At 71.0% G+C, this 25,075-nt stretch carries 17 protein-coding genes; 3 read left to right on the forward strand and 14 right to left on the reverse strand.

Going from position 1 to position 25,075, the window contains the following annotated elements:
- Positions 1–319 precede the first annotated feature (319 nt).
- The gene (locus ACIBO2_RS10605) at positions 320–1,933 is read left to right on the forward strand and encodes a phospholipase A2 (protein WP_397296445.1); all 1,614 of its coding nucleotides are present in this window, start codon (positions 320–322) and stop codon (positions 1,931–1,933) included.
- A 199-nt stretch (positions 1,934–2,132) separates the two neighbouring features.
- Here the strand turns inward: ACIBO2_RS10605 and ACIBO2_RS10610 are convergent, their stop codons facing one another.
- The 8 genes from ACIBO2_RS10610 to ACIBO2_RS10645 all read right to left on the reverse strand — a co-directional run bounded on the left by ACIBO2_RS10610 (position 2,133) and on the right by ACIBO2_RS10645 (position 15,483).
- On the reverse strand, positions 2,133–6,986 hold the full coding sequence (locus ACIBO2_RS10610; protein WP_397296447.1) for a DUF4132 domain-containing protein: 4,854 nt from the start codon (positions 6,984–6,986) through the stop codon (positions 2,133–2,135).
- A gap of 72 nt (positions 6,987–7,058) precedes the next feature.
- Entirely contained in the window at positions 7,059–7,961 is a 903-nt protein-coding gene (locus ACIBO2_RS10615) for an SPFH domain-containing protein (RefSeq protein WP_358544200.1), read from the reverse strand.
- Between the two features lie 160 nt (positions 7,962–8,121).
- Entirely contained in the window at positions 8,122–9,018 is an 897-nt protein-coding gene (locus tag ACIBO2_RS10620) for a hypothetical protein (RefSeq protein WP_358544202.1), read from the reverse strand.
- A 184-nt stretch (positions 9,019–9,202) separates the two neighbouring features.
- Positions 9,203–9,685: a S26 family signal peptidase gene (locus tag ACIBO2_RS10625; protein WP_397296450.1), complete on the reverse strand. Its 483-nt coding sequence runs from the start codon at positions 9,683–9,685 to the stop codon at positions 9,203–9,205.
- Positions 9,682–11,655 (reverse strand): ABC transporter ATP-binding protein, encoded by a 1,974-nt coding sequence (locus tag ACIBO2_RS10630; RefSeq protein WP_397296452.1) that lies wholly within the window; start codon positions 11,653–11,655, stop codon positions 9,682–9,684. Before ACIBO2_RS10630 ends, ACIBO2_RS10625 begins: the two co-directional genes overlap by 4 nt.
- Entirely contained in the window at positions 11,652–12,278 is a 627-nt protein-coding gene (locus ACIBO2_RS10635; RefSeq protein WP_358544209.1) for a hypothetical protein, read from the reverse strand. Before ACIBO2_RS10635 ends, ACIBO2_RS10630 begins: the two co-directional genes overlap by 4 nt.
- Positions 12,279–12,410: 132 nt before the next feature.
- On the reverse strand, positions 12,411–12,596 hold the full coding sequence (locus ACIBO2_RS10640) for a hypothetical protein (RefSeq protein ID WP_358544212.1): 186 nt from the start codon (positions 12,594–12,596) through the stop codon (positions 12,411–12,413).
- A 157-nt stretch (positions 12,597–12,753) separates the two neighbouring features.
- Positions 12,754–15,483 (reverse strand): BTAD domain-containing putative transcriptional regulator, encoded by a 2,730-nt coding sequence (locus ACIBO2_RS10645; RefSeq protein ID WP_397296454.1) that lies wholly within the window; start codon positions 15,481–15,483, stop codon positions 12,754–12,756.
- An 84-nt stretch (positions 15,484–15,567) separates the two neighbouring features.
- Between ACIBO2_RS10645 and ACIBO2_RS10650 the strand changes: the two genes are divergently transcribed.
- Both ACIBO2_RS10650 and ACIBO2_RS10655 read left to right on the forward strand, forming a co-directional pair.
- The gene (locus ACIBO2_RS10650) at positions 15,568–16,089 is read left to right on the forward strand and encodes a MauE/DoxX family redox-associated membrane protein (RefSeq protein ID WP_397296456.1); all 522 of its coding nucleotides are present in this window, start codon (positions 15,568–15,570) and stop codon (positions 16,087–16,089) included.
- 47 nt (positions 16,090–16,136) lie between these two features.
- Positions 16,137–17,048 (forward strand): LysR family transcriptional regulator, encoded by a 912-nt coding sequence (locus tag ACIBO2_RS10655; RefSeq protein WP_358544220.1) that lies wholly within the window; start codon positions 16,137–16,139, stop codon positions 17,046–17,048.
- On the opposite strand, the gene ACIBO2_RS10660 is transcribed toward ACIBO2_RS10655, so the two are convergent.
- From ACIBO2_RS10660 to ACIBO2_RS10685, 6 genes are all read right to left on the reverse strand, one after another.
- The gene (locus tag ACIBO2_RS10660) at positions 17,035–17,574 is read right to left on the reverse strand and encodes a HupE/UreJ family protein (RefSeq protein WP_397296458.1); all 540 of its coding nucleotides are present in this window, start codon (positions 17,572–17,574) and stop codon (positions 17,035–17,037) included. The genes ACIBO2_RS10655 and ACIBO2_RS10660 overlap by 14 nt on opposite strands.
- Before the next feature lie 151 nt (positions 17,575–17,725).
- The gene (locus tag ACIBO2_RS10665) at positions 17,726–18,625 is read right to left on the reverse strand and encodes a CHRD domain-containing protein (RefSeq protein ID WP_358544224.1); all 900 of its coding nucleotides are present in this window, start codon (positions 18,623–18,625) and stop codon (positions 17,726–17,728) included.
- A gap of 185 nt (positions 18,626–18,810) precedes the next feature.
- Positions 18,811–20,142 (reverse strand): BNR-4 repeat-containing protein, encoded by a 1,332-nt coding sequence (locus tag ACIBO2_RS10670; RefSeq protein ID WP_397296460.1) that lies wholly within the window; start codon positions 20,140–20,142, stop codon positions 18,811–18,813.
- A 198-nt stretch (positions 20,143–20,340) separates the two neighbouring features.
- The gene (locus ACIBO2_RS10675; protein ID WP_397296462.1) at positions 20,341–22,176 is read right to left on the reverse strand and encodes a glycoside hydrolase family 97 catalytic domain-containing protein; all 1,836 of its coding nucleotides are present in this window, start codon (positions 22,174–22,176) and stop codon (positions 20,341–20,343) included.
- A gap of 110 nt (positions 22,177–22,286) precedes the next feature.
- Positions 22,287–23,993, reverse strand: coding sequence for a protein kinase (locus tag ACIBO2_RS10680; protein ID WP_397296464.1), 1,707 nt, complete (start codon positions 23,991–23,993; stop codon positions 22,287–22,289).
- A 193-nt stretch (positions 23,994–24,186) separates the two neighbouring features.
- On the reverse strand, positions 24,187–25,074 hold the full coding sequence (locus ACIBO2_RS10685; protein WP_397296466.1) for an amidohydrolase family protein: 888 nt from the start codon (positions 25,072–25,074) through the stop codon (positions 24,187–24,189).
- Between the last annotated feature and the right edge of the window lies 1 nt (position 25,075).

The raw sequence follows: 25,075 nt of genomic DNA on the forward strand, positions 1-25,075 counted from the left end.
CGACCTCAATGCCACGCTGGACCATGCCTGCACATTGTTGAAACAGTCCCCCACGATCACAATGAAACGTCTTTACATTACACGAACAGAATTATCCGTTAAGGTGCCACATAGTCACTACATTTCCGCCACACAGGTAGCTCTACCTGCATAGATACATATCAGTCGGCTCACAGGAACTTTTCAGAAATCGCCTTTAAGGCGCGGCTTCGTACGTGATTTGAACATCGAATTAAACATCCGTCCAGACCCTTGTTGAGCGAGTTTCCATCATTTACTGTCCAGGGGATCAATTCGCTCGCTAAATGAGGAGGACCGGTTGCGTCGATTAACATTCACCGTCGCCGTCGCGGCAGTGCTACTCCCCCTGCTCTCCCCCACGGCGTCTGCCGTCACCACCACCAGCGCCACCAATGAGGCAGACCCGGACAACGTCCAGCAGGTCGGTCCGGGGCTGTACTTCACCGACACCGACACCTTCAAGATCAGCGATACCGACGTAGCGGCCGGGGCGATCGGCCGCTCGCACGGCGTGGCCACCGGAGGCGGCGACCTGGCCCGACCGCAGTCGGCCCTGGCCTCCCGCCCTGAGATGGCGGTGTTCGGGCCCGGCTGGACGGCGGAGTTCCTCGGCGGGATGGCCGACCGGAAACTGGAGACCCAGAACGGCGCCATCGTCGTCACCGAACTGGACGGCGGCACCACCTCGCGCTACGACCTCAAGAGCAGCATCTCCTTCCCCGACGGTGGCGGCGTCCAGCGCTACGAGACCACCGACGGCTCCAAGATCACCGAAACGACCCGGTGGGACACCGCCGCCGGAGCGATGCGTACCTCCATCACCGAAACCATCGCGATGGACAAGGGCGCCACGGAGGCCGGCGACGACACCTTCACCCAGAGCAACGCCGACCTCAGCCTCACCTACACCTGGAGCAAGATCGACGGCCTGCAGAGCACCGACACCTGGCGCGCTACCAGCACCGGCAACACCGCGTACGGCACCTCATCGGTGACCTACGACCCCCAGGGCCGCATCAGCACCATCAAGGAACCGGCCGGTGGCGAGACCCCCGAGGAAACCCTCACCATCCACTACGCCGCCACGACCACGGCCACCGCCGCCTCCTTCGGCGACTTCGCGGGCCGCCTCAAGGACATCACCCTCACCTCCGGCGCAGGCACCCCGCAGACCGTGGCCCAATACGGATACGACCCCAACGGCCTGCTGCGCACCGTGGCCGACCCTGGCCTGAGCAGCTCCCCCGCCGCCACCTATGGCTACGACCAGCTCGGCCGCCTGAACTCCATCGACTCCCCCACCGACGGCAGCTGGCAACTGGCCTTCGCCAACGGCACCGCCGCCCCCACGGCGACCGCCACCGGCACCGCCCTGCCGACTCCCGGCGACCCGATGCAAGGCGCGACCGGCATCAACGACCCCAACGCCACCGAGCCGTCCCCGGGCGACTTCCTGCCCGGCGACACCTCCAACCCCCAGGCGTACCCGTCGTACTGCAACGACGCCTGGAAGTGGCTGTACTACCAGCGGGCCGGCTGTTCGACCTGGGTCGCGCACAACGGCTGGCACAAGCCGCTGTGGAAGAAGCTCCCCAGCAAGCGCTATGTCGTCGGCATCACCTTCGACCACTGCACCAACGCCCCCGACCGGCCGACGGGCTTCGACTTCCGGCCCGCCTGTGACATGCACGACTACGGGTACGGCCTGATCGGCAACACCTACAAGCACTACAAGTACTACCTCGACAGGTATCGCAAGTCCCAGGTGGACGACGTCTTCTACAGCACGCTCAAGAACTGGACCTGCAACGCCTACTTCATCCTCGTCCGGCCCGCCTGCAGGAGATGGGCCTTCATCTACCGCCAGGGGGTTCGCCTCGGCAACCCCAAGAACGGCGCTGACAAGACCTGACCCACAGCACACTCTGATCTGAGAAGGCCGGCCGGATGGCGTGATCGCTCGCCATCCGGCCTCCCTTCGTCACATGACCGCCTTGATCCCTGTGACGGTCCATCGGGGCTGGGGACTCTGGGGATGTACCCCCTCCCGGGGGAGCGAAGAAAACGGTCCGTCGTGGCCAGGGGCCTTGGGAGGGATCCCCCCGGGAACGTCACTCCAGCCGGGCCGCGGCCTCCAGTGGCTCGGACGAACGGAGGAAGCGCAGGTCCTCCATGACCAGGGCCGCATCGGTGGCGCCGCCGCGGCGGAGGGCCGGGCCCAGCGCGTCCAGGTCGGACCAGCGGGACGGGCGGAGGTGGACGCGGTAGCCGTCTCCGGCGGGCTCCAGGGTCAGGGCTTCGCCGATGGCGAGCCTGCTCTCCGGGAGGTGGGCCGCGGTCGCTCCGGCGGCTCGTTCCAGGGCGGTGACCGAGGTGACCCCGGCGGCGATGGGCAGGGTCGTGTCCGGGCCGGTGACCTGTTCGTGCAGGTCACGCAGGCGGGCGGCGGCGGTCGTACGGGCGGGATGGTCCTTGGGCAGGCGGTCGGCCAGGAGCCTCGCGGCGCGGGCGAGGTGACCCAGCGGCGGTACGGACGCACGCTCGCCGAGCAGGGCGATCAGCGCCTCCAGGGCGTCCTCGGCGCCGGAGGCGAGGATGACCCACTGTTTGGTGGTGAGCGGGGTGAGCCTCGGGTGGCGTTGCGTCCAGTACGCGACCGCCCGGTCCAGGTCGGGGCCCGTACGCCAGAGGTCGGCGGGGTCATCGGGCATGAGCAGCTCGACGACCTCGATGGCCTCGTCGTTGGTGGTGAGCGCTTCCAGGGAGAGCGCGGCGATGTGCGGTTCGATCTCGGTCAGGTCGAGTTCGCGGGCGGCGTCGCCCTCGCGGAAGGCGGCGACGCGGCCCCGCGCCCAGCCGTCCGGCCAGGAGAGCGTGCGGGCCGAGGTGGACAGCAGGATCAGGCACTGGGCCGGTGACAGGCCGGTGGCCGCGGCGAACGCCCGTACGGTCGCCTCCCGGTCCACGGGCGGCGGGCCGTTCTCGGCGATCAGGTCGAGCGCCCGCCGCAGCCGGTCCGGGTCGCCCCAGCCGCGGCAGGTCCGCAGCTCGACGGCGCGGTTGCGGGTGAACAGGAGCGGGTCGGGGCCGTCCGGGGTGTAGAGGAGCGCCGTGACCATGTACCCCCACCCCACCTTCTCGTAGTCGGCGACGGCGGCGGCCGCGATGGGGCCGTAGCCCGAGCGGATCTGCCCGAGTTCGTACTCTGGGCGCAGCCGGGCGACGTGCCAGGTGCCGTCGGTACGCAGGAGTTCGGGGACGGCGGCCAGTTCCAGAAGCCGCGCGCGCCCGCCGCCGTCTCCCCACGCGGCCTCCAGGACGGCGGCGCCGAGGCGGCCCAGCGTGTTCTCGACCCCCTTGACGGCGGAGGAGTCGAATATCGCGATGTCCTTGTCGTAGGGCACATCGACGGCGGCACGGGTGAAGTGGACGATCCTCTCGTACGCGGACTCAGGCCCCGGATCGTCCGGCTCGGGGGACTTCTCGGACCGGTCGGCGGGTGCCGCGGCGGCGGGCGGCGGGCGCAGGTGGGGCGGCGGGGTCAGCGCCAGGCGTTCCAGCAGGGCGAACGCGCGCTCGCGGCATTCGACGGCCGTCCACACCAGGAACGTGACGCCCTTCCAGAGCGACTCGTCGGTGATCTCCGGCAGGAGCGGGCGGAGCCGTCCCGCCAGCTCGTCGCGGGCGGCGTCCCTCTCCGGGTACCCGCTCTCGGGGTCCAGCACCCGCATGAGGTCGGCGGCGAGGGCGGCGTCCGCGACGTCGATCAGGGCCTGCGCCTGCTTGTCGTCGACGGCGCGCAGCGCCCTGGATCCTTCGGGGTTGCGCGGCCGCATCGCCGACCACCGGCCGGGCGGCGCGACCAGGCGGGTCCCGGACGCGTAGCGGTGGTGCGCGACCGTGCTGATGTTCTCGGCGCCGTCGTGCTCGGGCACCCTGCTCCAGCCGCGGACGTAGCGGCCGATGGTCCGCCCGGCCGGGTCCCGCAGCTCGATGATCCGGCCCTGGCCGCGCCACACGGTGGCCTCGGCGCCGCCGGGGAAGGCGACCTGTTCGCCGTCGGCCGGTACGACGCGGGGGGCGGCGGGGTGCGCGCTGCCGTGCGGGCAGTGCGGGCCGCCGTGGTCAAGTACGGTCACCCGGCCGTTCACGGCGATCAGGCAGCGGTCGTAGAGGTCGCGCGCCTCGGTCCGTTCGTGGGACCGGCTGGAGACGTCCTCGTACGTTCCGAAGCCGTGTGATGCGCCGACCCCGTCCGGCGTGACGACGGAGGCGCGGAACTGGTGCTCCCAGAGCCGGCCGGACTCGATCAGGAGCAGGTCGGTGCCACTCTCTTCCAGGTAGTCGGTGATGGTGTTGACATGGCCGGGGACGAAGGCGGGCAGCTCCAGTTCGTCGAGGACGCCGCCGCTCAGCGTGGCGGCGAGGGCTCGGGCCGGGTCCGTCCCGGTCGCGATCGTCCGGACGCTGTCCAGGAGGGGGCCGGGGACTCCGGCGATGGTGAACCGTTCGGCGTCGCACAGGGCGGCGTGCGCGTCCGGAAGCCCTTGATCGGGAACCCGCTCGGCATGCTCGGCCAGGATGGCGGCGACGATCCGCGCCGTTCCCGGCGTCGTGGTCAGGGCCCGTACGGTCTCGGGGGCGGTCTGCTTCGGGACGGCGGGCTCGGTGACGTTCAGCTGATTGGTCACCTTGCCCACGATCGCGTCGCGCAGCAGCGGAGCCCAGTCCGGGTCGGCGGCGACGGCGGCCAGGTCCGTGCCCGCTCCGGAGGCGAGCCGGTCGTACAGCTTGAAGGTGTGCAGCAACCGGGGCCGTGCGAGCGGGACGCCGCGGTCCAGGAGGAGATCGAGGAGCGGGAGGTCGGCGGCGGTCTCCTCCCAGCGGTTGACCTCGTCCTCGTCCACTCCCAGCACCGCCTCATGGCCGTCGCAGGTGAGGCCCTCCGCGCGCAGCCGCGTACCGGCGTCGTGCAGGAGGTCGCCGAGACCGGCGACGGGGAGCGCGAGCCCCGCGTACAGCTTCAGTAAGCGGCCGAGCCAGACCTTCGCCGCCGCCCCCGTCAGCCCGGGGGACGTGGTGAACGGGGCGGTCAGGCCCACGCCCGCGAGGTTGCCGAGCAGGAGAGACACCGCCGCGCTCTTGGCCTTGGGGGTGTCCGCGGCGGGCAGCGGCAGGACGCCGAGGAGCGCGCGGCCGATGCCCGCGTCCGCCCGTGTCATCGGGCCGAGCAACGGAAGGACGAACTTCCAGAGGGCCTGCGGTGCCGCCTCCATGCAGCCGCTCTCCAGCAGGGCCCGTACGGCGCGTTCGTCCTCGGGCCCGCCGAGCGCGTGCCCGGCTGCCTTCGCCAGGGCCGCCCAGCCGTCGGCCAGGGCCAGCGCGCCGTCCGCGCCGTCCGGGACTTCCTCGCACCACTCGGTGAGCAGGCCGCGGTGCCAGCGGTACGCGCCGGGGGCGAGATGGCGGGCGGCGAGCCGCTTGCCGTGCTTCTTGAGCGTGGGCGTTCCGGCGGCGTCCGGCCCTGCGGCGAGGTGCGCCGCGACGAGCGCGGCCTCGTCGACCGGCAGCGCGTGCGCGTCCTCGGCGGCGCGGGCCTTCTCGAAGAAGGCGGCGGCGAAGCGGGTGCTGCCCGCGGCGGCCATGATCCGCGCGCACTCCTCGTAGAACGGCGGCAGCAACTCGGGCGCGTGCGTCTCCAGGTCGTCGCCGGTACGGGTGAGCGCGGTGCACGCGAGGCCGGGCTTGCGGGCGGCCTGGCCGCGGGCGGCCCGCAGGTCGGTGTGCCCGGCCAGGATGCGGGCGCGGTGCGCCGGGTACCGGTGCAGGGCGGAGGCGAGGAAGCCGAGCGGGCCCGCGTGCACGGTGCCGACGCCGGTCTCCGCCACCGGGTCCAGGTCGTACAGCGACTTCTCGGTCTTGTCGCCGTCGACGGCCGCGCGCCGGACGAGCTCGACGACCGGCTCGTCCAGGACGGTGTGTTCGTAGCGGACGGCGACGCACGTGTCCTCGCCGGAGCCGGCGGGCGGGCCCGGCAGCACCGCCCCGGCGCGCAGCAGCACGTCGCGGGTCGGGGCGGCGATGCCGGAGGGCGCCACGGTGCCGGGCTCGCCTTGGTGGGCGTCGCAGTAGTGGGAGTACGCCTCGGCCGCCTCCATCACCGGCTCCGTCTCCTCCACGGTGCGGTCGGCGTACAGAGCCATGAGAATGCGGACGCCCTCGGACCAGGCGATGTCGCCGATCTCCCGGCCGCCCGCGGCGAAGCTCAGCTCCGCCATGTAGGCCGGGCTCATCGGCCCGCTCCAGTGCAGGTCGATCTCGATGCCGAGCGGCTCGGGCGCGTGCACGGTGAAGCGCGCCCTGTCCCCCTTGATGCGCCCGCCCAGCTCGTGCACGCGGCGCTCGAACGCGGCGCCGCTCTCGTAGTGGGCGCTCATGTATCCGAAGGTGTCGACCACGCCGAACGTACGGTCCATGCTCGCGGGACGCGTCCACACCTCGCGGCGTACCTGCTCAACGACCTGCGTGAGGTACCGTCCCCGCCAGATGGGCAGCTCGTCGCCGAGCAGCAGCGGGTGCGGGATCGCGAAGTCGTTCGCGCCCGTCCACGCGCCCTCGCGCAGGAGCGCGCAGCGGGCGAGGTCGGGCGTGCCGTCAACGATCGGGGCGATGACCAGGTCGGTGAGCGTCTCGCGCCACACCGGGTCGTCCCACACGGCCGCGAACACCGCGGCCGGGACGGGCAGCGACCGTACCATCCAGGACTCGATCTGGTCGTGCACCGCCCGCACGTGCTCGCCGAGCCGGTCGCGGAGGGCGGCGAGCCGTACCGCGATCGGATCCTTCCTGACGTTGGCCGGCACCTTGGCCAGCACGCGGCCCGCGGCCGTCCGGCAGGCGAGCACCGGCCGCCGCGTCCCCTCGACGGTGAGCTCGTGGCCCGTCGCGATCCCGATCCATCTCATGGCGCCATTCTTGATCAGCCCTGCGACATTCCGCTGTTGATCTCCCGGAGCAGGGCTGGCATGTGTATATGTCTATGTGGCGCGCGAGGCCCCGTTCTTCGCGGTCGAATGGTCGAAGGAGGGCTCTGGTGGAGCCAGCTCGGGCGTGGCGGAGTCCGTCACGGCCTGCTGCTCCTCGGCCTGCCGCTCCGGTGAACTGGCGGCGTCCACGGCCGGCCCGCTTCTCGCGGAGCGCTCGAAGAAGCGCAGCAGCTCCACGGGTAGCGGCATGACCAGCGTGGAGGTCTTCTCGGCCGCCACCTCCACCACGGTCTGCAGCAGCCGCAGCTGAAGCGCGCCGGGCGCCTCGGTCATGATGGCCGCGGCGTCGGAGAGCTTCCGCGCCGCCTGGAACTCTCCGTCCGCGGTGATCACCCGCGCCCTGCGCTCCCGCTCGGCCTCGGCCTGGCGGGCGATGGATCGCTTCATGCCCTCGGGCAGATGAACATCCTTGATCTCCACGCGGTCGATGTGGATGCCCCAGCCGAGCGCAGGGCTGTCGATCATCAGCGCCAGGCCCTTGTTCAGCTGCTCACGATTGGACAGCAGGTCATCCAGGTCGCTCTTGCCGATGATCGAGCGCAGTGAGGTCTGCGCCACCTGCTCGATCGCGAACAGATAGTCCTGCACCGCGATGGCCGCCCGCAGCGGCTCCACGACGCGGAAATAGGCGACGGCGTCGACCTGGACGGAGACGTTGTCACGGGTGATGCCCTCCTGTGTGGGCACCGGCATCGTGACAATCTGTATGTTCACCTTCTTCATCCGATCCGCGACCGGAATGAGGAAAGTGATCCCTGGCGGGCGGACCTCCCGCTGAGCCTTGCCGAAGCGGAAGACCACACCGCGCTCCACCTGGTTGACGACCCTGATGGAACTGACGGCCAGCCAGACCGCCAACAGGACGATCAGCCCGAGCACGATATTGATGATCATGGCGTGCCCCTTCCAGCTCAAGGCTAGATCCGGGGACGCACCTGCCAGGCAAGGAAGGCGTCAAGTCCTGGTCAACGGCACGAACAAAGCCGAGTTTCCCCCGAGGCCCGAGGAGGGTGACGGCGCGCGGTCGTCGCTCTCCTCGGGCGTCATCGATGGTTCAGCTCGGCGGGATCATTCCGTTCTTGGAGACCGGTACGGCCAGTTGCAGAGCGCCGGTCAGCCTGGCGTCCTCGGCCGGCAGGTTCGCCAGCACCGGGTTGAGGTGTTTCAGGGTCAGCGGCACCGGCGAGATGGCCGAGGCGGTGATGTCGAACTTCTCCAGGTCGACCCATCGCACGATGTTCATGATGTCCGCCGGGATGTCGTCACCGGACTTCTGCACCGGCACGCAGAGCTGACGGGCGGCGGCGACCCGGGCGTCCGAGGTCGGGATCTGGTTGGTGAGCACCGGGTTGAGCTGGGTGAGGGTAAGGCCGACGTTCATGAGCGGGTTCGGGGTGTGGGCGTAGCACAGCAGGTCGATGTGGGAGATGAGCCGCACGACGTCCGGGGCGGGCACCACGCCGTTCTTGGAGACCGGCACGCACAGATGCTGGGGCACGTTCAGGACGACCCCGATGCCCGGTACGTTCGCCAGCACCGGGTTGAGGTGGCGCAGCGCCAGGCTCAGGTTGAGCGAGGGGCCGGTGACCCGATAACACGACAGGTCGACGAACCTGACGAAATCGAGGACGCCCGGCGGCGGGATCACGTTGTTCTTGGCCACCGGAACGCACAGTTGCTCACGCTGTCCGAGCGTGACTTGCAGGTTCGGCTGATTGGCGAGCACGGGGTTGAGGTGCCGCAGCTTCAGGGTGGTGGCCGGTGGTTGGTACGGGGTGGTCTTGAAGCATTCCAGGTCGAGGTTCGACACGAATGCATTCGGCGTCGGCAGGGCCAGGGCCTGCGCGGGCGGCGCGACGAGGAAGGCCACGACGAACATGGCGAGGCCAGCGGATAAGAGACGTCGTACGAGGTTTTTCGCGCGGCGTTGTGGTGCGACCGTTCCGTCCATAAATAGCGCTCCATTCCGGTGGGCGGTGCCTCGACTGTGCGCCCGCGCGACCGGCCTAACAAGGCTGCTGACCGCTTTTTGCCACAATGCTCAAACGACCGGGTCCGATGAAAAGGCGAACCCATTTTCGGCCAGAAATATCCAGCCTATTCTTCGGGTATTCAATAGCGAATCGGCGAAGCGGCTAACCGACCTTGCGGAGCACCACGCCGAGCAAGTGGTCCGTCGTCAGATACCCGGAGCGGCGGGAGTCGTACGAACGGTCCGCGTTGTCCCCCAGCACGACCAGGTGGCCGGCGGGCACATGCGTACCCGGCGCGGTCCGCAGCGCGGGCACCGTGTCCCTCGGTATCGGGTCACCCGGGACGGCCGCGACGCGCTTGACGATCCAGCCCGTGCCCGGGTCGTCCACTGGCGACCCTCCCACCGCGCCGGCGCGCGGCCCTCTCGCCGCTCCAGCGCGCGACCCCTTCGCCACTCCCGCGAGCACCACGACCTGTCCGGTACGCAGTGAACGGGGAGGTGTCCGCCGGACGACCAGGCGCTCGCCCGGCCGATACGTCGGCAGCATGCTCTCCCCATGAACGGTCACCACCACATACCGCCTGCGCAGCCACAGGACGATGAGGAGCACCACCACGGCGACGCCGACGAGCGCGCCGATCAACGCGCTGCTCCCGTCGGGTGAACCTCGTCCCGAGAGCTCGGGTGGACCTCGCCCCGGGGAGTCCCGTGGACCTCGTCCCGAGAAGCCGGGTGGACCTCGTCCCGAGAGTTCGGGTGGACCTCGCCCCGAGGAGACGAGCTGACCTCGTCTCGGTAACCGGTGGCCTGCCGGGTGAACAGCCGCGCGTACGTCCCCCCGTCCGACAGCAGGGCGGCGTGCGTGCCCTCCTCGGTGACCACGCCGTCGGCCAGCACCACGATCAGGTCGGCGTCGCGCACCGCGCCGAGGCGATGGGAGATCACCACGCTGGTACGCCCGGACCGCAGCCTGGCGAGCTGGCTGTGCACCTCGTACTCGGCCTCGGGGTCCAGCCCGGCGCTGGGCTCGTCGAGGATCATCAGGTCGCGGTCGCGGCGCAGGAACGCCCGCGCCAGCGCCACCCGCTGCCACTGCCCGCCCGACAGCAGCACACCCGCGCCCTCCTCACCTTCCTCCTCCGGGGTGAATTGGCGGCTCAGGAGCGTGCGATAGCCGTGCGGGAGAGCCGCGACAGTGTCGTGGACGCCGGCGTCGCGTGCCGCTCGTTCGACGCGCGTCCGGTCCTCGGTGGCGGCCGGGTCGCCCAACGCGATGTTGTCGGTCGCCGTCATCTCGTAGGCCACGAAGTCCTGGAAGACCGCGCCGATCCGGGCGCGCAGCGTCTCGGGCGCCACGTCGCGGAGGTCCACGCCGTCCCACAGGATCGCGCCGCGCGTCGGGTCGTAGAAGCGGCACAGCAACTTCACCAGCGTGCTCTTGCCGCCGCCGTTGCGGCCGACGAGCGCGACCGTGCGGCCGTGCGGGATGAACAGGTTGACGCCGCGTAGGACCCACGGATGGTCGTCGCTGTACCTGAACCAGACGTCCCGCAGTTCGATGCCCCGGCGCAGCGGCGCGAGCGGCCTGGGCTCACCCGGCGCCGGCAGGTCGGGGCCCGCGGTCACGATCGTGACGTGATGGTGGAACGTCAGCAGCTGTTCGTGGGCCATCACGCCGGCCGACACCATGACGTTCAGCGCGGCCTGCACGCCGGCGACGGCCGCCACGAACATCGACACGTCGCCCACGCTGAGCTGCCCGCGGCCCGCCGCGAGGATGGTCCAGACGAGTCCCACGCCGGCCACGGCCGCCGACGTGCCAGACAGGCTCGCCTGTACGAGGAACTCCCGCCGATCCATCCGCCGGCGAGCCACGTTGGCGGTCCGCAGCTCGGCCAGCATGCGCAGGCGCAGGAAGGCGCCGAGGTCGAACAGGCGGATCTCCTTGGCGGCGTCCGCGGTCGACATCAGGTGCGCGTAGAACAGCTCCCGCCGCTCGGCCGGCCCGATCCGCCACATCATCGCGACCCGCTGCCGCGACAGCCGCAGCTCGATCAGCAGCGCCGGTACGGCCGACAGCAGGACCAGGACGGTGAACGCGGGACTGATCAGCGCCAGGGAGCCGACGAACCCGACGACGGTCACCGTGCCGCGCGCGGCGGAGCACGCGGTGTCCACCAGCCGGCCCGGGTTGCTCGCGCTCTGCTGGGCCAGGCGCAGCCGGTCGAGGAAGGCGGGGCTCTCGAACGGGGCCAGTCCCGTGAAGCGGGTCACCGCCGCGAACAGCTCGTCCTTGGCGCGCTGTGCCGCCCGGCGGTCCACCTCGGCCCGCAGGTAGTGCGCGGCGTGCGTCGCCGCCACGGCGGCCGTCGTCACGACGGCGATCGTCACCGCCAGGCCGAGCAGCACGGTGGTCCGCCGGTCAGCCAGGCCGTCCAGCACGGCCTTCGTCAGCCAGGCCAGGGCGATCGGGGCGACCGCGCCCACGAGCGTGACCGCCAGATATCCGAGTACGTGGGCCGGCGCCGACCGCCACACCATCCCGGCGGCGCGCAGCCCGCATCCCGCCAGGACCCGGGGCGCCGGTGCCGTCCCCGGTCGGCGATCGCTCACGCCGGCTGCTCTTCGGCCTGCCGCTCCGACGAACCGACGGTGTCCGCGGCCGGCGAACCAGCGGTGGACACGGCCGGCGAAACGGCCGGCAGCCGAGAGATCCGGGGCGCCCTCGCGAGCAGCTTGCCGCCCTCGGCCACCTGGAAGAAGGTCGGGAAAGATTGGACGCGGAACGCGTTGGCGACCCCCGAAGGCGCCTCCTCCACGATCACCTGGGCGACGGGCGACAGCTTGGTGACCAGGGACGCGGGATCACCCGAGCGTCCGTCGACCACCGCGAGCACCCGCGACCGGTCCTGGCCCGCGGCCCAGGAGACCACCTCGGGAAGCTGCTCATGGCAGCCCTGGCAGTCCGGCGACATGAACGCGACGACCGTCCCCTCGGGCAGAAGGTCACGCGCGACGCGGGTGCCGTCCACGGTCGTCGCGTCGAAGTCGCCGACGACCTCTCCGACGGGCAGACCGTTGTCCGCTCCGGCCAGGACGCCCGTGCCGACGGCTTCGTACAGCGCGTCGATCAGCTTCGTCTGCTCCCGGAGCCGCCGGATGACGCCGAGGGTCAGCAGCAGGTCCAGCAGGCACAGGGCGCCGACGAGGACCACGATGGCGATCAGGTAAGGCACTAGACATCTCCGTGTCGAAAGCTCATGAGGGTGTGCCCGGCCGCGGCCGACCACCGCCGGGCACCGGTCATCGCGGCGTACTCGTCACCGTGAAAGCCCGCGCGCTACGTGAGCGGGCTCGGGGACGAGTGGTTACGAGCAGTAGATGTAGCTCTTGCACCCGCCGCACGACACGTGACCATTCGGGTAGTAGCAGCAGTACTTCGCGGTGAATGCGGGGAACTTGCAGCACTCATAGGCGCAGTCGGCTGCCCGGGCCACAGTGTGCGGCGCGACCAGCTCAAGGAGCCGGTCGGCCATTTTGGTCACGACGCGCATCGAACCTCCATATCGGCGGCGGTCCCGGCGGGCCATCGCCCGGCCGGCACGGCGGAGCACGGCCGGCCCACGCCGGCCGTCCCGCCGCGCCTCGCAGCCTGCACCCGGGCGCTGAGCGATTTCTCAACGAATTCTTAACGGCCTACCGAGAACGGGTTCACCCCTCCTGGTCGTGGGCCGCGATGCGGGCGCGTACCTTGTCGGCCTGCGCGTCGCCGAGGGCGTCGTAGCATTCCGCCGCCCGCTTCCAGGCGTCGAGCGCGGCGGCGGTGTCGTCGGCCCGCAGGTGCGTCTCGCCCAGCCGGACCAGCGTCTCGGCCGCCGGGTGGAGGTCGTCGCAGCCGCGCAGCAACTCCACCGCCCGCTCGTAGGACGCCACGGCCTGCGCGAGGTCGCCCTTGGCCTCCAGTACGACGGCGATGCTGTCCCAGGTGTGGCCCTCGCCCTGGGCGTACCCGAACTCGGCCAGGATGCGCTGTGCCCGGCGGCAGTCGGCCAGCGCCTGGTCGTACTCGCCGAGCTGGGCCCGCAACCAGCCCGCGTTGTTCAACGCCCGCGCCTCGCCGATGGCATCGCCTGCCTGCCGGAACAGCTCCCGCGCGCGCAGCGTGTGGCCCAGTCGTTCGGCGGGTCGCACCCGGTTCAGCGAGACCGTCAGGCCCAGGTGGACGTGCGCCTCCAGGACCGGCTCGTCGAGGTCGCGATGCAGCTCGATCGCCTGCTGGAAGTGTTCGATGGCCGCCAGGTCGCGGCCGAGCCTGACGTGGGCGCGCGCGATGCAGTTGTGGCCCCGGGCCCGGGCCAGCCGGTCGCCGAGCCGCTCGGCCGCCTCCAACGCCACCGCCTGAACGCCCAGCACCTGCTCCCATGGGCCGCGGCGCTGCATGAACTCCGAGAACGCCCACGCCAGCTGCCACACGTGCCGGTCCAGCCCGGCCTCGGTCGCCTCCGTCAGCAACGCGGGCAGCGCCGCCGACTCGTCGGCGTACCAGCGCAGGGCCTCCGCCTGATCGGCGAACCGCTCCGTAACGACGCCTCGCGCCCGCGGTTCCAGGTCGAGCTTTTCGCGGTGCGGGTAGCAGACCTCGCTGGCCGCGCACGCCGAATGCAGGTAGTGGTCCAGCAACCGCCTCGTCGTCCCCCACCGTACCGTCCGGCTGTCGGCGGCCCGCTCCTGCTCCGACGCGTACACGCGCAGCAGGTCGTGCAGGTGCAGGCGGCCGGGCGCGCGGAGGTCGAGCAGGTTGGCGCGGTCGAGCCGCGCGGCCAGTTCCCGGGTGCGGTCCACCGGCAGGGCGGCCAGGCTCGCCGCCGCGGCGAGCGACACGTGCGGCCCGGGGTGGCGACCGAGGCGCCGGAACAGCCGGATCGCGGGCTCGGGCAGGTCCCGGTACGAGCGCCCGAACACTCCGCGCAGGTCGATCGCCGGGTCGCTGTGGGCGAACGGCTCCAGATCGGCGCCGGGCCGCGCGAGGTCCGCGGCGACCTCGGCCAGCGGCAGGTCGGTGTGCCGCGCCAGCTGCGCCGCGACGATCGCCAGGGCCAGCGGCAGCCGGCCGCACCGGCGAATGATCAGCGCGGCGGCCTCGGGCTCCGCCGCCAGCCTCGGCTCGCCCAGGCGCGCCGCCAGCAGGTGGTAGGCGTCGTCGTCCGGCAGGACGTCCAGGCGAACCAGGGAGGCGCCCGAGGTGACCGCCAGGCCGGTCAGCTCGGCCCGGCTGGTGATCAGCGTCAGGCATCCCGGCGCGCCGGCCAGCAGCGGGCGTACCTGCTCGGCGCCGCGGGCGTCGTCGAGCACGACGAGGACCCGCCGGGAGGCCAGCAGGCTGCGGTAGAGCCCGATCCGGGCCTCGACGTCCGACGGGATCTGGGCTTCCGGGACCGCGAGCGCGCCGAGGAAGCGGGGCAGGACCACGGCCGCGTCGGCCGGGTCGACCGTGCTGAGGTCGGCGTACAGCTGGCCGTCCGGGAAGCGGTCACGATTGAGGTGCGCCCAGCGCAGCGCGAGCGACGACTTGCCCACGCCGGGTGGTCCCGAGATCGCGTAGACCGCCGCGCTCGCCAGCCGGTCGCCGCTCGCGGCCTCGGCCAGCCGGTCCAGCTCCGCCGCCCGCCCGACGAAGCCCCTCAGGTCGACCGGCAGCTGGGCCGGGACCACGTGCGTGGTCTCGGCCACGTCGCCGGAGCGCAGCAGCATCCGGTGGACGCGCCGTAATGCCGTACCGGGCTCGACGCCCAGCTCGTCGGCGAGCGTCCGGCGTACCCGGGCGAAGTGCGCCAGCGCCTCGGCGGTCCGCCCCCACGTGTGCAGCGCCTCGATCAGCGCGGCCGCCAGGAGTTCGTCCAGCGGGTGTTCGTCGGCCAGCGGCGTCAGCGCCCCCACGGCGGCCGCGGCGTCGCGGCCGGTCACCGTACGCGCCCACCGCAGCATGGCCGCCTTGCGCTCGTCGCGCAGCCGGTGGCGGGCGCGCTCGGCCCATTCGCCGGGCAGGCCGGTCAGCGGGTCGCCGCGCCACAGCGCCAGAGCCTCGCCCAGCAGCGGCGCCGGGTCCGGCTCGGCCATCGCCTGATAGGCGAGGCTCCGGAAGCGCGACACGTCCACCGCGGACTCGTCCACGTCGAGTAGGTAGCCGCCGGTCCGCTGGACGACGGCGCCATCGCCGGCCAGTACGTCGCGGCGGATGCGGGTGATGACGGTGTACAGGGTGCGCCGCGCGCCGGGCGGAACCTGCTCGCCCCAGACCCGGGCGAGGAGCCTGTCGACGGACACGACCCGGCCGACCTCCCACGCGAGCGCGGCCAAGGCGAGCGCGACCTGCGGCGGCCGTACGGGGCGGGTCTGGCCCGAACGCTCCACCTCGACGGGTCCGAGTAACCGAATCAGCACGACGGTCTACTTCCTGCTCGTGGATCTTCGAGCGTAACGAAGTCCCTCTTGCTGGATCCGCTCGCCCGTGGCTACGTTGTGATCATGCAGTACGTCGATGTGGCGAGCAGACTGCTGCTGCTCACGATGTTCACGCTCGCGCTGGTGGGCAAGGTCTCCAGCCGCCGGGCCTGGGACGAGTTCGTCGTGTCGGTCGGCGCGATGGGGCTGGTCGGCGCCGTGAAGGTCCCGGCGGCGGTCGCCACGGTGGTGGCCGAGGGCGGGGTCATCTTGCTGGCCGCGGTTCCCCTTCGCTGGGCCGGATCGGCGTCGTTCGTCCTCGCGGCCGGGCTGCTCGCGTGTCTGACCGTCGCCGTCGCCCTGGTCGTCCGGAGGGGCAACACGGTGGCCTGCCGCTGCTTCGGCCCCACCCAGACGCCCTTGGGCGTAGAACACGTGGTGCGCAACATCGTGCTCGTCGTGATCGCCCTGCTCGGGCTGGCGGGGTCGCTGGTGAGCGGGTCCTTCGACCCGGCGCTCAGCGTGGTGGTCGGCGTCTTCGGCGCTGTTCTGGGGCTGCTGTTCGCCCGATGGGACGATCTCGTCTCGTTGCTGGCGCCGTCGTGATCAGTGCGGGTGATTGATCGCCGAGGTCCGTCGCTACTCTGAGCGAGATGGACATCCAGCAGCTCCGTTACTTCGTGGCCGTGGCCGGGGAGCTCCACTTCGGGCGCGCCGCCGAACGGCTGCACGTGACGTCGTCCCCGCTCAGCCGCCGCATCCGGGAGCTGGAGAAGGAGCTCGGCAAGGATCTGTTCGACCGGGGCTACCACCAGGTCGAGCTGACCGCCTTCGGGCGGGTGTTCCTGGAGCCGGCCCGCGACGTGCTGGCCCGCTTCGACGCGCTGGCGGACCTCGCGACCGGACCCGCCGTCGTCGCCCCGGCCGTGCGGGTGGGGGCCACGCCGCTCGCCCCCACCCAGGTCCTGGACCTGGTGCTGGAGACGTTCGCACGGGTGAGCCCCGGGATCGAGCTGCCGGTGAGCCTGGAGCCGTCGGCGGGGCTGCTCGCCCTGCTGGCGGCGCACCGGCTGGACATCGCCGTCGTCCACCTGCCCGTGGACGCCCCCGGCCTCGACAGCCTCGCCCTCGCCGAATACAGCTTCGCCATCGCCATGCGGGCCGACGACCCGCTGGCCGGCCGCGCCCGGCTCACGCTCCGCGACCTGGCCGACCGGCAGATGCTGCTCACCTCGTTCAAGGTGCACCCGCTGGTGATGAAGGGGCTGCGCGACCACCTGCGCGAGGGCGGGGTCACCCGGATCCGGGAGATGCCGCACAGTGACGTCGTACAGATCGCCGCGCACATCACCCACTCGCGCGCTCTGTCCCTGATCACGCCCAACACGATCGCGGGCCGCGTCCTGACCGAGTCCGGGCTCGTCCTCGTGCCGCTGGACGACCCGGACCTGCACTTCCGGCTCGGCGTGGTCTGGCCCGCGGGCGCGGCGGATCGCGGCGGCCCGCTCGCGAGCGTCATCAGCGCCCTGCGCGAACGCGCCGCCGACCCGCTCACCATCCTCTGACCGGACCTCGGCCGGGCCGGTGCCCGGTCAGAGCGGCAGCGGGATGCGATCGACGAACCAGTACAGGCTGACGCCACGATGGGGACCGACAGCGCGACCACCCCCAGCGGGCGGCGGGCGTGCGGCGCAGCAGCACCAGCAGCGGGAAGAGCACGGCGATGATCGCGAGCTGCGCGGCCTCGATGCCGAGGTTGAAGCTCAGCAGCGACAGGAGCAGCTCCCATGATCCGCTCTGGTCGATGTCCAGCGCGCCCGCGAAGCCGAGCCCGTGCACCAGCCCGAAAGCGAACACGACGGGCAGCCGCCACCTGCCCAGCCGGTCCTCGCCCCGGCCCAGGAGGTTGGCGAGGGCCACGACCATGATCGACCCGGCGATGATCGGCTCGACGATCTGACCCGGAACGTCCACGACCCCCATCGCCGCCAGCAGGAACGTGATGCTGTGGGCGGCGGTGAAGGCGGAGGCCGTGATGACGACATCCCGCAGGCGGCGCGCGCCGATGAGCAACGCAAGCAGGCGCCCCAAAGGGCACTCACAGGCGGGCCTACACCATTCCGCCTGAAGTCGGGAGCACTGGCCCGCCGCCGTCGGCCATGACCTCGATCATCCGCTTCGAAAAGGCTCACGCGCCGTGCTCGGACGGCGCGTGAGCCTTGCCTTGTAGAGGCGGGGCGGCTTACCAGTCGCCCTTGTAGAGCTGGCCGCGTACCGCGCCGCCCGGGAACGCGGCGGTGTGCAGGTTCGCGTACCAGTTCTTGGGCTTCTTCCAGATGCGGCGGGCCACCGCTGTAGAGGTGGTCGTGCTACCGGCGATGCCGTTGACGCTGGCGGGCAGGCCCTTCTCCGCGGCGAAGAAGGGCACGACCACCGGCCCGTTCTTGCCCTTCGGGGCGCGGTGGATGTGCGCGCCGACCGGTGGCCCGACCCCCGCCCACGCGGCGGCGAACCACACCCGGTTGCCCTCCGGCTGTACCAGCCACCCGGCGCGCCCGTCGCGGTCGCCGACCTTCATGCCGGGTGCCGGTATCTCCTGGCGCCCGTCGGCCCGCGTGGTGAGCGTGGCGCCGAACCCGTGCGCCAGCACCGACTCCAGTTCCACCGGGCGGATCCGGTACAGCTGAGCCCGTACGGCGCCGCCGCCGAACTCGGCGTTGTGCAGGTTGGCGTACCACTTGCCGGGATGGCTGACGATACGGCTGAGCAGAGCGCCGTCCTGCACCTGGACCGTGCCCTTGACGGCGTGGAACGTGTTGGGCAGCGCCTCGACGAAGAACGGGACCCTGACGTCGCCGTTCTCACCCGCTTCGCCACGGTGGATGTGGAATCCGCTGGGCGCGTCTACTTTGCTCCACCGGACGGCGTAGTCGACCCGGTTGCCGTGGATGCGGAACACGGCGAGCGCGCTTCCGTCCGCGTCACCTACCTTCATGCCCTGGGCGGGAACTTCGTTCGAGCCTTTGAGCGATGCGGCCAGGTAAATGGGGGTGGTCGCTTGTGCGGAAATCGGGTTGAGCGAAGTGGCGATCAGTACGAGGGAGGCAGCAAGGCCGGGGACAATGAGGGTGCGCATGTTCATGATTACCCTTTCCGTTCTCTCTCGGCCTGGTACGGCTGCCTCCCTTGTGGGGTTCAACTGCGGACAAATGCGCATTCTCGGTGATATGCGGAAAAGATGGCATCGCAGTGGCGCTGACCTGGGGAAACATGGCGCCGATCCGCGCCCGCCTGGACGACCGGCTCCGCCCCGCCCGGACGGCCGGCTCAGTCCTGGCCCGCCACGTAGACGTCGCCGTCGGCCACGGTGACCTCGCGGGCGCTCGACGCTCCGGTGGCCAGGATCCTGGCCGGGTCGCGGAAGCGGGTGATGAGCTCGATCCGCGCGACCGGCTTGGGGGTGGGGATCACGGTCTCGGGCGTCCACCGCCGGCCGTGGTCCAGCCGATGGGTCGCGATGCCGGGCTGTCCGTCGACCGTGGTGTACACCCGCCACGTGTCCGGCCCGATCTGCTCCATCTCCCTGCTACGCAGCCCGGTGGCCACCTCGCTGGTCTGCCAGCCGCGCGGCGTCCACACCGAGGCGAAGTCGTGGAATCCGAGGGCGGCGTCCCTGGTGAACCAGACCACGAACGGCCGCCCGTTCCGCAGCCAGCCGACCAGCTGGATGTAGTCGGGCGAGACGACGTCGGCCGGACGCTCAAGCGGCGTCACCGCGACCTTGCAGGGTCCCTCCATCTCGTCGTTGGTGAGCTGCGGCCCGAGATCGGTGCCGTCGGCGGCGTGGAAGGTCAGCGCGTTGGGGTCGAACCAGGCGTAGTGGATGTCCTTGTGGTAGTAGTCGTGCCGGTGCTGGGCGGGACCGCCGCCGGCCAGCGTCCATACCAGGTGCACGCGCTCGGGCCATCGCTGGTACCTCAGCTGCCCGACGTAGATCTCGTTGAGGTTGTCCGCCCTGTCGGTCGAGCCGAGCACGTACGGCAGGCCAGTGAGCTGCTTGGAGCTCTGCCAGGTGACCCCGTGGTCGGTGGACCTCATGAACAGCATCGGCCGATTGTCCGTCGGCGCGCTCGGGTCCACGGTCCGGGTGGTCTCCCGGAAGAACACGAACAGGTGCCCGTTGGCCGCCTTGAACGGCATCGGATAGCTGGCCGCCGCGCCCTCCGCGACGACCCGGGAGCTCCACTCGCCGTCGATGGTGTGCGGTTGCGGGGACCTGGCGACCACGGTCTCGCCGTTGTGCATCCCGACGACCACCACGAGATGCCCGTCGTCGGCCTGCACCATGGTCGGGTAGTTGTGGGAGTCGCCCCGCCCGTCGATGATCTTCCGTGGCGCCGACCAGCGGCCGTGGCGGAACGCCTGGACGTAGCTGTCCTCGTTCGTCCCGCCCCAGGAGATGAACGTCGTCCCCGCCTTCGGATCGTGGACTCCCCCTGCGACGGGCCGCCGGTCTGTCCTCGCCGCCACGCCGGTGGCGGCCGTCATCACCCGGAAGGCCACCTCTCGGGCCGCCGACGCCGGTCCGGGTAAGCCGCCGGCCAGCAGTGCGCTCCCGGCCAGGACGCCTCCGGTCTTCAGCAGGTGTCGCCGATCCATAGGGTGCCCTCTCGTCGTGAAGAGATCGGAGGTGTTAGGCACCAATGACGGTATTTCCGGCGTGGAGCGTGGTCAAGGCCCTGTAAAGATCCGAGTTTCTGGCTTCTGCAACCGCTTGCCGGGCTACTGAAGCGTGTTCATGGTCGGTCAGGGACGCGGGCTTGGGTGCCCGCGTCCCTAGCCGCTGTTTGCTCAGCCTCAGCGGGCGCAGGTTGTCAGGCCGGGGCGCCAGCGGCAGGCGATGGCGGCGAATCCGCCCTCCGCCTTGACCTCCACCGGCAGCGTGCCGCCCTGCACCACGTGCGCCTCACGGACCAGCCCGTCGGCGCCGTCCCCGGTCACCTCGACCAGCCACCGACCCCGCAGGAAGCCCGTCGGCACCTGCAGCGTCCGGGCCACCCCGGAGACTCCGGCGCCGATGAACCAGCGGTCGCCGCTGCGCCGGGCCATCACCGTGTGGTCGGCCGGCTTGCCGGACAGCAGCCGCGTCTCGTCCCACACCGTGGGCACCTGGCCGAGGAAACGCTCGGCCTCGGGCCGCGCCCGATATGCCGCCAGCGACCCGGCCAGGTTCTCCAGCCCCGACTCGAACACCACCGACAGCGCCAGCTCATGCGCGTCGGAGGTGGGCCGATTGGGGCGCTGGAAGGCCATCGGCGTGTAGTCCATCGAGCCGATCTCGTTCCTGGTGTACGGCAGGGCCGCCAGGTGGCTGGTGGTCAGGTTCGACGACTTCTCCGCGCCGTGCACGCCTTCCATGCTCATGACCTGGGGCCACGTGCGGTTGATCCCCTTGGGCACGGTCGAGCCGTGGAAGTTGACCATGAGCTGGTTGTCGGCCAGGTCGCGCAGCGTCCCGTCGTACCACTGCAGCCGTTCCTGCGCCTCGGAGTCGATGAAGTCCAGCTTGACACCCTTGACACCCCATTGACGCAGCAGGCCGAAGCGCTGGACGCGCTTGTCGTGGGTGTCGAAGTCGGAGAATCGCAGCCAGGTCATGATGCCAACGCCGCGCGCCTTGCCGTACTCGACGAGCTCGGGTATCCAGGTGAACTCGGCCGTCCGATCCGTCCAGGCCCGCTCGCCGGTGACCGGATCGTCGTACCAGCCGGCGTCCACCAGCACGTACGGCCAGCGGTGCCGCGCGGCGTAGTCGACGAACTCCTTCTGCTGCTCAAGGCTCTGCTGCACGCTCCGGCCACCGGCCAGCCAGCTCCACAGCACCTTGCCCGGCTTGATCCACGAGGTGTCGGCGACCTGGGATCCGGGCGCGAGGTCGTCGACGAGGGTGGACTCGGTGACGGTTGCGAGGTCGCCCGTGACCATGACCCGCCAGGGCGTGGCCAGGCCATGGTCGTAGGGGACCCGCGCGTCCCAGAGAGCGATCTTGTAGGTGCCCTGGTCGCTTACCAGGCGGGGACCCGTGTAGGAGCCGTTCAGCGCCGATTCGGCCAGCAGGAGGTAGTTCTGGCCCACTCCGAACAGGGCGGGCATCTGGTATTCGGCCGGGGGGACGTCGGCGTACTGGATGAACGGGTTCTCGTAGTCGCGGCGGTGGCCGGCCAGCCAGGCGGTGGACCCGGCGGGGACGGCGAACGCCGACGCCTCGCTGAGGACGGCGCCCGCGCCGGGCAGTTCGTAGCGGTAGGCGACGCCGTCGCGGGCGGCCCTGACGACCAGGTCGAGCTTGGCGTCTCCGCGGGTGAAGCGGAAGTGGGTCTCGTTCATCACGGACAGGCGATTGAGGCGCTTGCCGGCCGTGGTCGTGTACTTCTCGACGACCACGCGGCCGGAACGGCCGGTCAGGCTCAGGCCGGTGGTGAGGTCGGCCTGTTCCGTGGTGACGCCGAGCGGGCTGGGTTCGAGTACGGTCGCGCCGTCTCGCGACACGGCCACGGACGGGCGGCCCTGCGCGTCGAGGTGGACGGTGGCGACGGGCCCGCCTGTGGGGGCCTTGACGGTCCAGGTGTCGGTGGGGGTGGTGGGAACGGTGAGCAATCCGGCCAGCAGTGTGCCGGTGATAACCCAGTGCAACTGGTGCCTCCCGAGAGGGCTGGGGTGTGCAACCGATTGTACTGGTAATTAACTTCCTCAAGAATTGAATTGTCCAGCGGCGACGTCACTGCGCCTTTGAGGGCTGTGGGTCAGCACATGGTCCACGAGGTCGACTTGGTGCGCTGTGTCGGCGAGGTGAGCCGGAAGACGACCGTGTGCTTGGTACCGAGCTCGGGGGTGATCTGCTTTTTCGACCCGAAATAGTCGCTTCGGCCGTAGGACGGGATCCGCCTGGAGCCGCTCTCGATCACCTGACCGTCGACGAGCCACTGGTAGGAGAACGCGGCTCCCATCTCGGAGGAGTCGATGCCGATGCCGAAGCCCAGCGAGCCCCTGTAGCAGGTGATCCCCTCGTCGTTGATCTTCGACGAGCCGGCGACCCGCACATAGGCGAGGCTGAACGAGGCGGCCTTGGTCTTCTTGGTCGCGGTCGGCGACGGTCGCGTTGTCGTCGGTTTCTTCGTCGCCGTGCTCGTGGGCTTGTTCGTAGGCGTGCTCGTCGGCCTCGGCGTGTTCTTGGGCATGTTCTTGGGGGTAGAGCGGACGGGCGTGCGCTCCTGCGACGGCTCGGGGGTGGAGGGCGAGTGCGTGGGCTTCGGCGTGGAGCGCGAGTGCGTGGGCTTGGGAGTGATCGGTGAGGTCTGCGGCTTCTTGGGCGCTGCGGTCTTTTTGTGCTTGGTCGTGGTGGCGGAGGGGGACGACTCGCTGGAGTTCGCGGCCAGAGCCGATAGAGCGGCGCCCCCGTTCAGCGGACCTTTCCAGACGACGACGCCGGCCGCCAGACACACGGCGACCGCTCCGGATACGCCCGCGACCAGCGGAAAGCGACGACGCGGCCGCGCGGGACGCTGACCGCCACCTGCGGGAGCGTGCCCCGGACCGGATGGGGCGTACCCGGGGCCGGGTGGGGTGTGCCCGGAGCCGGGTGGGGTGTGCCCAGAGCCTGGCGGGACGTACCCCGGGCCGGGCGGGGCGTGCTGAGGCGCTGGCGGCATGTGCTGGTTTCCGGCGCTGTTGGCGCCGCCGAGCAGGCGCAGCAGGACGTCCTGCATCTGTGGGCGGGCGGCCGGGTCCTTGGCCAGGCAGGTGTACACGACCGAGCGCAGCGGCTCCGGCAGGTCGCCCAGGAACGGCTCCTGGTTGAGGATGCGGTTGATGACCGCGGGCAGCGAATCCTCGCCGAACGGCGGCGTGCCCGTCGCCGCGTACACCATGACCGAAGCCCAGGCGAAGACGTCCGCCGCCGGGCCGACGTACGCGCCCGCGAGCTGCTCAGGGGCCATGTACGCGGGCGTCCCGACGACGCTGCTGGTGACGGTGACGGCGGAGTCGGCGACGCGGGCGAGGCCGAAGTCGACGACACGTGGCCCGTCGCGGCCGAGCAGCACGTTGGCGGGCTTGAAGTCGCGGTGCACGATGCCCGCCTGGTGGATGGCGGTCAGCGCGGTGGCCGTGCTGACGGCCAGGCGTTGCAGGTCGCCGCCGCCATGGCGGCCCGCCTGCTGCAGGGAGGGGCCTTCGACGTACTCGCTGACGATGTACGGACGGCCGCCCATCGACGCGTCGAGCACCTGGGCGATGCAGAACGGCTCCACGCGCCGGGCCGCGGCGATCTCCTTGGCGAAGCGGTCGTCGCCGCCGACGGACTGCCGCAGCACCTTGACGGCCACCGGCCGCCCGTCCGGGGCCTGACCGAGGTAGACGATGCCCTGGCCGCCCTCACCGAGACGCCCGACGATCCGGTAGGCCGCGATCGCCTCGGGGTCGCCGGGGCGCAGGGGTTCGGCATTCGGCATGAGTGGAGTGGCTCCTGTGACGGCCGGAACGGACCCCATGCACCTTAACGGGATAGATCCCGATTTTCAGGCACGTTACGCGATCTCCACCGCAGCCGGAGCCGCACGCGGGCGCGGGCGCGGCGTCGCGGGCACGCCGTCGCGGGCACACCGTCGCGAGCACACCGTCGCGAGCACACCGTCGCGGAGCCGGTCAGAGGCGGTAGACGCGGGTGGCCGTCGCGGCGAACACGTCCCGGATCTCCTCGGCGGATCGCCCCGAGAGCACGTCCTGCCAGGTAGAGAGCAGGGTGGGCAGGTCGGTCCAGAGCTTCTCGATCGGGAAGTTGCTGCCCCACATACACCGGCCGGAGCCGAACAGCTCCAGGCACGTGGCCGCCACCCGCTCGATCAGCGACCGGTCCACCCGGTGCACGAAGGTGCCCTGGCCGGTGAGCTTCACCACGACATTGGGCCGCTCGGCCAGCAGCCGCAGGCCAGCGGACCACTCCGCGACGGCCGGCGGCTCGGCGCCCACCGGCATACCGGCGTGGACCAGCACGAACGTCACGTCCGGGAAGTCGGACACGAGGGCCGCGGCATCGGCCATCTGGGCGGGGAACACCTGCAGCTCGAACAGCCACCCCAGCTCGGCGAGCACGCCGATGTTGCGCCGGAAGACGGGATCCTTCATGCGGTCCGGGGCGGCGGCGAAGCGGAACTCCGGCCGCTCGTGCCAGTGCAGTTGCAGCCGGGTGCCACGAACGAGCGGGGTCACGGCGGCCTGCCGGCGCAGCACGTCGGCCGCGCCCTCGTCGAACAGGTCGGCCGATCCCACCACGGCGGTGGGCCAGCCGGTCTCGGCGTGTACGTCGCGCAGCCACCGCACCTCGTCCACGGAGCGGTCGAGCGCCCAGTTGGCCTGGACGTAGACGGCCGAGGTGATGCCGCAGGCGGTGGCCTCCCCGACGTACTCGGAGGCGGGGTAGTCGCGGCGGATCGGCTCGTACGGGCCGAAGATGCGCGGGACCATCTCCCCCTGGAGCCAGGGCAGGTCGGCGGCCCGCCAGATGTGGTGGTGCGCGTCCACGATTCCGGCCAAA

The organism is Nonomuraea sp. NPDC050022 (assembly GCF_044460705.1).
Taxonomy (GTDB): Bacteria; Actinomycetota; Actinomycetes; order Streptosporangiales; family Streptosporangiaceae; genus Nonomuraea.

What these genes read in the sequence shown, in the direction of transcription:
- ACIBO2_RS10650 (WP_397296456.1), top strand. Translation starts at nt 15,568, where the DNA reads ATGCAGTACGTCGATGTGGCGAGCAGACTGCTGCTGCTCACGATGTTC.
- ACIBO2_RS10640 (WP_358544212.1), bottom strand. Translation starts at nt 12,596, where the DNA reads ATGCGCGTCGTGACCAAAATGGCCGACCGGCTCCTTGAGCTGGTCGCG.
- ACIBO2_RS10615 (WP_358544200.1), bottom strand. Translation starts at nt 7,961, where the DNA reads ATGATCATCAATATCGTGCTCGGGCTGATCGTCCTGTTGGCGGTCTGG.
- ACIBO2_RS10665 (WP_358544224.1), bottom strand. Translation starts at nt 18,625, where the DNA reads ATGAACATGCGCACCCTCATTGTCCCCGGCCTTGCTGCCTCCCTCGTA.
- ACIBO2_RS10680 (WP_397296464.1), bottom strand. Translation starts at nt 23,993, where the DNA reads ATGCCGAATGCCGAACCCCTGCGCCCCGGCGACCCCGAGGCGATCGCG.
- ACIBO2_RS10655 (WP_358544220.1), top strand. Translation starts at nt 16,137, where the DNA reads ATGGACATCCAGCAGCTCCGTTACTTCGTGGCCGTGGCCGGGGAGCTC.
- ACIBO2_RS10670 (WP_397296460.1), bottom strand. Translation starts at nt 20,142, where the DNA reads ATGGATCGGCGACACCTGCTGAAGACCGGAGGCGTCCTGGCCGGGAGC.
- ACIBO2_RS10610 (WP_397296447.1), bottom strand. Translation starts at nt 6,986, where the DNA reads ATGAGATGGATCGGGATCGCGACGGGCCACGAGCTCACCGTCGAGGGG.
- ACIBO2_RS10620 (WP_358544202.1), bottom strand. Translation starts at nt 9,018, where the DNA reads ATGGACGGAACGGTCGCACCACAACGCCGCGCGAAAAACCTCGTACGA.